Origin of the sequence: Plasticicumulans sp. (assembly GCF_035331805.1) — a bacterium.
GTDB lineage: Bacteria > Pseudomonadota > Gammaproteobacteria > Competibacterales > Competibacteraceae > Plasticicumulans.
This window is the reverse complement of record NZ_DAOLKE010000207.1, coordinates 1-6,363: the sequence shown is the minus strand read 5'-3', so window position 1 is coordinate 6,363 and position 6,363 is coordinate 1. Positions and strand designations below refer to the sequence as shown.

3 protein-coding genes are annotated in these 6,363 nt (G+C 69.9%); 1 reads left to right on the top strand and 2 read right to left on the bottom strand.

The annotated features are described in order from the left end of the window. Both PKE44_RS13430 and PKE44_RS13425 read right to left on the bottom strand, forming a co-directional pair. Positions 1-3,118: multidrug efflux RND transporter permease subunit (locus tag PKE44_RS13430; RefSeq protein ID WP_324552031.1), on the bottom strand; the 3,118-nt coding region annotated here is incomplete at its 3' end. A 16-nt stretch (positions 3,119-3,134) separates the two neighbouring features. After that, entirely contained in the window at positions 3,135-4,274 is a 1,140-nt protein-coding gene (locus PKE44_RS13425) for an efflux RND transporter periplasmic adaptor subunit (RefSeq protein WP_324552029.1), read from the bottom strand. A 335-nt stretch (positions 4,275-4,609) separates the two neighbouring features. On the opposite strand from PKE44_RS13425, the gene PKE44_RS13420 reads away from it, so the two are divergent. Further along, a partial coding sequence (locus PKE44_RS13420; protein ID WP_324552027.1) for a hypothetical protein occupies positions 4,610-6,363 on the top strand: 1,754 nt, incomplete at its 3' end.

The following is a 6,363-nucleotide window of genomic DNA, read 5'->3' as shown; positions in this document are numbered from 1 at the left end:
CGGACGGCGCTTCGGCGTGGCCGTGGCCCTGGCCTTCACCCCGGTCGAACAGCCGGTAGAACAGCGGCACGAAGAAGATCGCGAGCACGGTCGCGCCGAGCATGCCGCCGATGACGCCGGTGCCGATCGAGATGCGGCTGTTGGCGCCGGCACCGCTGCTGATCGCGAGCGGCACGCAGCCGAGGATGAACGCGAGCGAGGTCATCACGATCGGCCGGAAGCGCAGCCGTGCGGCCTCGAGCGCGGCATCCATCGCCGAGCGCCCGGCGTGGCGGTACTCGACGGCGAACTCGACGATCAGGATGGCGTTCTTCGCCGCCAGACCGATCAGCGTCACCAGGCCGATCTGGAAGTACACGTCGTTGTTGAGGCCGCGCGCGAAGACCGCGATCAGCGCGCCGCAGACGCCGAAGGGCACCGCCACCAGCACGCTGAGCGGCAGCGTCCATTTCTCGTACTGCGCGGCGAGGATCAGGAACACCATGACCAGACCGAAGCCGAAGGCGAGCGCCGACGACGAGCCGGCCTTCTTCTCCTGGAAGGCCTGGCCGGCCCACTCGAAGTACATGTTCGGCGGCAGGTGCTCGCGCGCGAGCTTCTCCATCGCCGCCAGCGCCTGACCGGACGAATAGCCCGGTGCCGGCCCGCCGTTGATGCGCGCGGCGACGAAGCCGTTGAAGCGCGCGACGTTGTCCGGGCCGGTCGTGTAGCGCAGCTGCACCAGCGCCGACAGCGGCACCATCTGGCCGCTCGACGCGCGCACGTAGACCTTGTTGATGTCCTCGGGCCGCGTGCGGTAGTCCGGCTCGGCCTGCAGGATCACGCGGTAGGTACGGCCGAACTTGTTGAAGTCGTTGACGTAGACGGTACCGAACAGCCCCTGCAGCAGGTCGAACACATCGGTGACCTGCACGCCGAGCGAGCGCGCGCGGTCGCGGTCGAGATCGACGAACAGCTGCTGCGAGTTGGCGCGGATCAGCGTGCTCAGGCCGGCGAGCGCCGGTTCCTCCTTGGATTTCGCGATCAGCTCATGCACGGCCTTCTCGAGCGCCGCCGTGCCGCCCTCGCCGCGGTTCTGCACCCAGAACTCGAAACCGCCGGTGGTGCCGAGGCCGGGAATCGGCGGCGGATTGAACACCAGCACCATCGCATCGCCGATGCTGGCGGCGAACTTCTGCTGCAGCTGCTTGCGCACCGCATCGGCGTACTGCGCCGGGTCCTTGCGTTCCTTCCAGTCCTTCAGCGGCACGAACACGGTCGCGGCGTTCGGCTTGTTCTGCGAGTCGAGCATGTTGAAGCCGCCGAGCGCCAGCACGTTCTCGACCGCCGGGTTCTGCTGCGCCTCCTTCGCGATCTGCTCGGCCACCTCGCGCGTGCGTTCGAGGCTGGCACCATCGGGCAGGAAGGCGGCGACGATCAGATAGCCCTGATCCTCATCGGGCACGAAGCTGGTCGGCACCGTGCGGAACAGCCCGTACGCGATCGCGAGCACGCCGGCGAACAGCACCGTGCCGAGCAGCGCGCGCTTGATCAGGAAGGTCGCGCCGAGCAGGTAGCCGCCGGTGATCTTGTGGAAGCCCGCCTCGAAGCCGCGGAAGAAGATGTTCTTCTCGCCGTGCGAGGGCTTCAGCAGCACCGCGGCCAGGGCCGGCGACAGCGTCAGCGCCACGATGCCGGAGATCACGACCGAGATCGCGATCGTGATCGCGAACTGCTTGTAGAGCTGGCCGGTGATGCCGCCGAGGAAGCCGACCGGCACGAACACCGCGCAGAGCACCAGCACGATGGCGACCACCGGGCCGCTGACCTCGTCCATGGTCCGGCGCGCGGCCTCCTTCGGCGACATGCCCTGCGCCATGTTGTGCTCGACCGACTCGACGACGACGATCGCGTCGTCGACGACGATGCCGATCGCGAGGATCATGCCGAACAGCGTCAGCGTGTTGATCGAGAAGTCGAGCGCATACATGCCGGCGAAGGTGCCGATGATCGACACCGGCACCGCCAGCAGCGGGATGACCGTCGCGCGCCAGTTCTGCAGGAACAGGAACACGACGACGACGACGAGCACGACCGCCTCGAAGAAGGTGTGGATGACCGCCTCGATCGACACCTCGACGAACTTGGTCGTGTCATAGGGCACGACGTAGCTGACGCCGCTCGGGAAGTTCTTCGACAGCCGGTCAAGCGCGGCGCGGATGTCGGTGGCGACGGTCAGCGCGTTGGCGCCCGGCTGCTGGTAGACGAGGATCACGGTCGCGTCCTTGCCGTTCAACTGGCTCGACACGTCGTAGCTGCGGATGCCGAGTTCGCTGCGGGCGATGTCGCGGATGCGGATCGAGGAGCCGTCCGGGTTCGAGCGCACCATGATGTCGTCGAACTCCTCGGGCGTGGAGAGGCGCCCGCGCGCCGTGACCGGGAACGACAGCTGCACCGGCCCGGCGGTCGGCTCCTGCCCGATGCGCCCGGCCGCCGGCTGCGTGTTCTGCTCCTGGATGGCCTTGCGCACGTCGGCGGTGGTGATGCCGAGCTCGGCCATGCGGTCGGGCCGCAGCCAGATGCGCATCGCGTAGTCGGTGAGGCCGAACATCGACACCTGGTTGGCGCCGGGGATGCGCTTGAGCTCGTCGACGATGTTGATCGATGTGTAGTTGGCGACCTCGTTCGGGTCGCGCGAGCCGTCGGACAGGATCGTGATCGCCATCAGGATGTTCGGCGAGGACTTCTTGATCACGACGCCGTTGCGCGTCACGTCCTGCGGCAGCTGCGGATTGGCGAGGTTGGCGCGGTTGGTGAGGTCGGTCAGCACGCGATCGACATCGGTGCCGATGTCGAAGTACACGTTCAGGCCGGTGTCACCGCTGTTCGAGTTGTTCGACTGCATGTAGATCATGTTGTCGACGCCGTTGACCTGCTGCTCGATCGGCGCGGCGACCGTGCCGGAGGCGGTTTCGGCGTCGGCGCCGGGGTAGGACGCGGTGATCTGCAGCAGCGGCGGCGTGATCTCCGGGAACTGCGCGATCGGCAGGCCGCTCATCGCCGCGAGGCCGGCGATGACGATGACGATCGACAGCACGCCGGCGAACACCGGGCGGTCGATGAAGAAGCGCGAAATCATCTCGGGGCGCCTCCGCTCACTTGGCCGGGCCGGTGACTTTCACCGGCGCGCCCGGTGCGAGCTTGATCGCACCGTCGACGACGACCGGATCGCCGGCCTTGAGGCCCTTGGTGATGATCCACTGGTCACCGTAGAACTGCCCCGGCTCGACCGGGCGCACCTCGGCCTTGCCGTCGACGACCACGTACACGAACTTGCCCTTCGCGCCCTGCATCACGGCGCGCTGCGGCACCATCAGCGCATCGACGAGTTCGATGTTGACCGCGCGCGTGCGCACGAACTGCCCCGGGCTCAGCGAGCCGTCGGGATTCGGCACCTCGGCGCGCAGCGTCACGGTGCCGGTCTGCGCATCGACGGTCGGCGCGACGTAGGTGATCACGCCCTGCTGCGGGAACACGCGCCCGTCGGCGAGCACGATCTCGACGGCAACCTTGCCCTGCCCCGGCGTCTTCAGCGTGCCGGCGGCCACGCCGCTGCGAAAGCGCAGCACGTCCTGCTCGCCGAGGCCGAACACGACCCACATCGGATCGGTCTGCACCAGCGTCGTCAGCAGCCCGGCCGAGCCCGGCGTCACCAGCGAGCCCTCGCGCTGCGCCGAATCGCCGGCCTTGCCGGTCAGCGGCGAGCGGATCGTCGTGTAGCCGAGGTTCAGCTCCGCCGTGCGCACCTGCGCCCTGGCGGCGGCGACCGCGGCCTGGGCTTCGAGATCGGCGGCCACCGCATCGTCGAGGTCCTTCTGGCTCAGCGCCTTCTCCTGCGCGAGCGGGCGCACGCGCCTGAGCGTCGCGGAGGCATTGACGGCGCGTGCCTGCGCCTGCGCGAGCGCGGCGCGGGCGCTGTCGAGTGCGGCCTCGAACGGCTTCGGATCGAGCTGGAACAGCAGGTCGCCCTGCTTCACGACCGAGCCTTCCTGATAGGCGATGCGGTCGAGATAGCCCTCGACGCGCGCGCGGATCTCGACGAGGCGCGAGCTTTCGGTCTTGCCGGTGGCCTCGAACTGCGCCGGCGTGTTGCGTGGCGCGACCTCGACGACGGTCACCTCGGCCGGCGGACGGGGCGGAGCCTGCTGGGCACGGGCGGCGGGCGCGGCGGCAAGCGCGGCGAACAGACAGACGCCGGCGAGGCCGGCCAGCGATGCGGGGCGCGGGGCGGTCACGGTCTTGGGCTCCCTGGGATCGGATGGATGGCGGTAGAAGAGCTTGCAGCATCCCGCAGCGCGGCCTGCCCCGCACGGTCCCGCGCGCGCGGAATCATGTATCGGCAGGCCGGGGTGACGGGGGTGTGCGTCAGGATGGATCGATGCACCCGGCTGGCACGGAAGCGGTGTGCGGGCACCGGTTCCGGGCGTGCCGGGCTTCCCTGGACGGCAAGCATAGAAAAACCGGCTGGACATTACTGCGCCGGATGCTGCACTGCATGTAGCAATGCTAACCGGCACCGGCCCGTCCCGTCCCGTTGCCGGTCCCCGCCCCTGTCCGGAGTATTTCCGTCATGCACGCCTGTACCCGCCGTACACCGGCCCGCAACGCGGCCGGCTGGCTCTGTGCCGCCGCGCTCGCCTGCTCGCTGTCCGCCCTCGCCGCCCCGACCCCGCCCGCCACCGCCCAGACCCCGTCTGCCGCCAGCCCCGCACAGCCGCCGGCCGACGAGGGCTGGCCGCGCGTCTGGCGCCACGGCGAGCAGGAACTCGTGATCCACGAGCCCCAGATCGACGCCTGGGACGACTGGGCCCGGCTGCGCCTGCGCGCGGCGATCGCGGTGCGCGAGAACGGCAAGGGCGAGCCGCGCTACGGCGTGCTCGAAATCTCGACGCCGACCGAGATCGACCGCGACAGCAACACCGTGCTGATGAGCAAGCCCGTGTACACGCCGCGCTTCGCGCAGGCGGAGCCGCTCGAAGCCGGGCGGCTCGCCGCGATCGTGCGCGAGGTGCTGCCCGACGGCCAGCCGCTGGTCGTGTCGCTCGATCGCCTGCTGCCCTACCTCGAACAGCAGAAGCTCGAACAGCGCGCGGTGCAGGTGAGCCTCGATCCGCCGCTGATCTTCCACAGCACCCGGCCGGCGACGCTGCTCGGCTTCTACGGTGCCCCCGAATTCCGGCCGGTCGGCGACAGCGGCCTGCAGGCGGCGGTCAACACGCCGGCGACCGTGCTGCTCGATGCCGCTGCTGACGGCCCGGCCTACTACCTGCTGCTCGGCGAATCGTGGCTGACGACGCGCAGCCTGCGCGACGGGCCGTGGACGCAGCCGGCGGCGATGCCGGCGGGCTTTGCGAAGCTGCCCGAGGAGAGCTGGGGCGAACTGCGCCAGGCCGGCACCGGCAAGCACCTCGCCGAGACCCCGGCCGTCTATTACGCCGAAGCACCGGCCGAGCTGCTGATCACGCGCGGGGCGCCGAAGTACCGCCCGGTGCGCGGCACGAAGCTGCAGGCGATCAGCAACACCGAGTCCGCCGCCTTCCTGCACCTCGGCGAGCGTCGCCATTACCTGCTGATCGCCGGGCGCTGGTTCCGCGCCGCCAGCCTCGAAGGCCCGTGGGAAGCAGCGACGACCTCGCTGCCGGCCGACTTCGCGAAGATCCCCGAAACCGATCCGCTCGCCTGGGTGCTCGCGTCGGTGCCCGGCACCGAGGCGGCCGAGGATGCCGTGCGGCTCGCCTCGGTGCCGCAGAAGGCGACGCTGCAGCGCGCGGACCTGAAATTCAGCGCGAACTACGCCGGCGAGCCGCGCTTCAGGCCGATCGAGGGCAGTGACGGCGTGCGCTATGCCACGAACGCCTCCGATCCGGTGCTCGCCGTCGCCGATCGCTACTACGCGGTCAAGGACGGCGTCTGGTTCGAGGCCGCCGCGCCCGCGGGCCCCTGGCAGGTCTGCACGAGCGTGCCGCCGGCGCTCTACACGATCCCGGCGAGCAGCCCGATGCACAACGTCACCTACGTGCAGGTCTACGACAGCACGCCGACCACGGTCACGACCGGCTACACGGCCGGCTACAACGGCCAGTACGTGATGAACGGCCTGCTGCTGTTCGGGGCCGGCATGGCGCTCGGCTACGCGCTGCACGATCACGACGACGACTACTGGTACCGCCCGTGGTACTGGGGCGGCGCGCCGCGCCCGTACTACTCCTACGGCTACGGCGCGGTCTATCGCCCCGGCTACGGGTACGGCGCCGCCGGCTGGGCGCGCGGCCCGTATGCGGCCGCCGCCGGGCGCACTTGGTACAACCCGGCGACCGGCGCCTG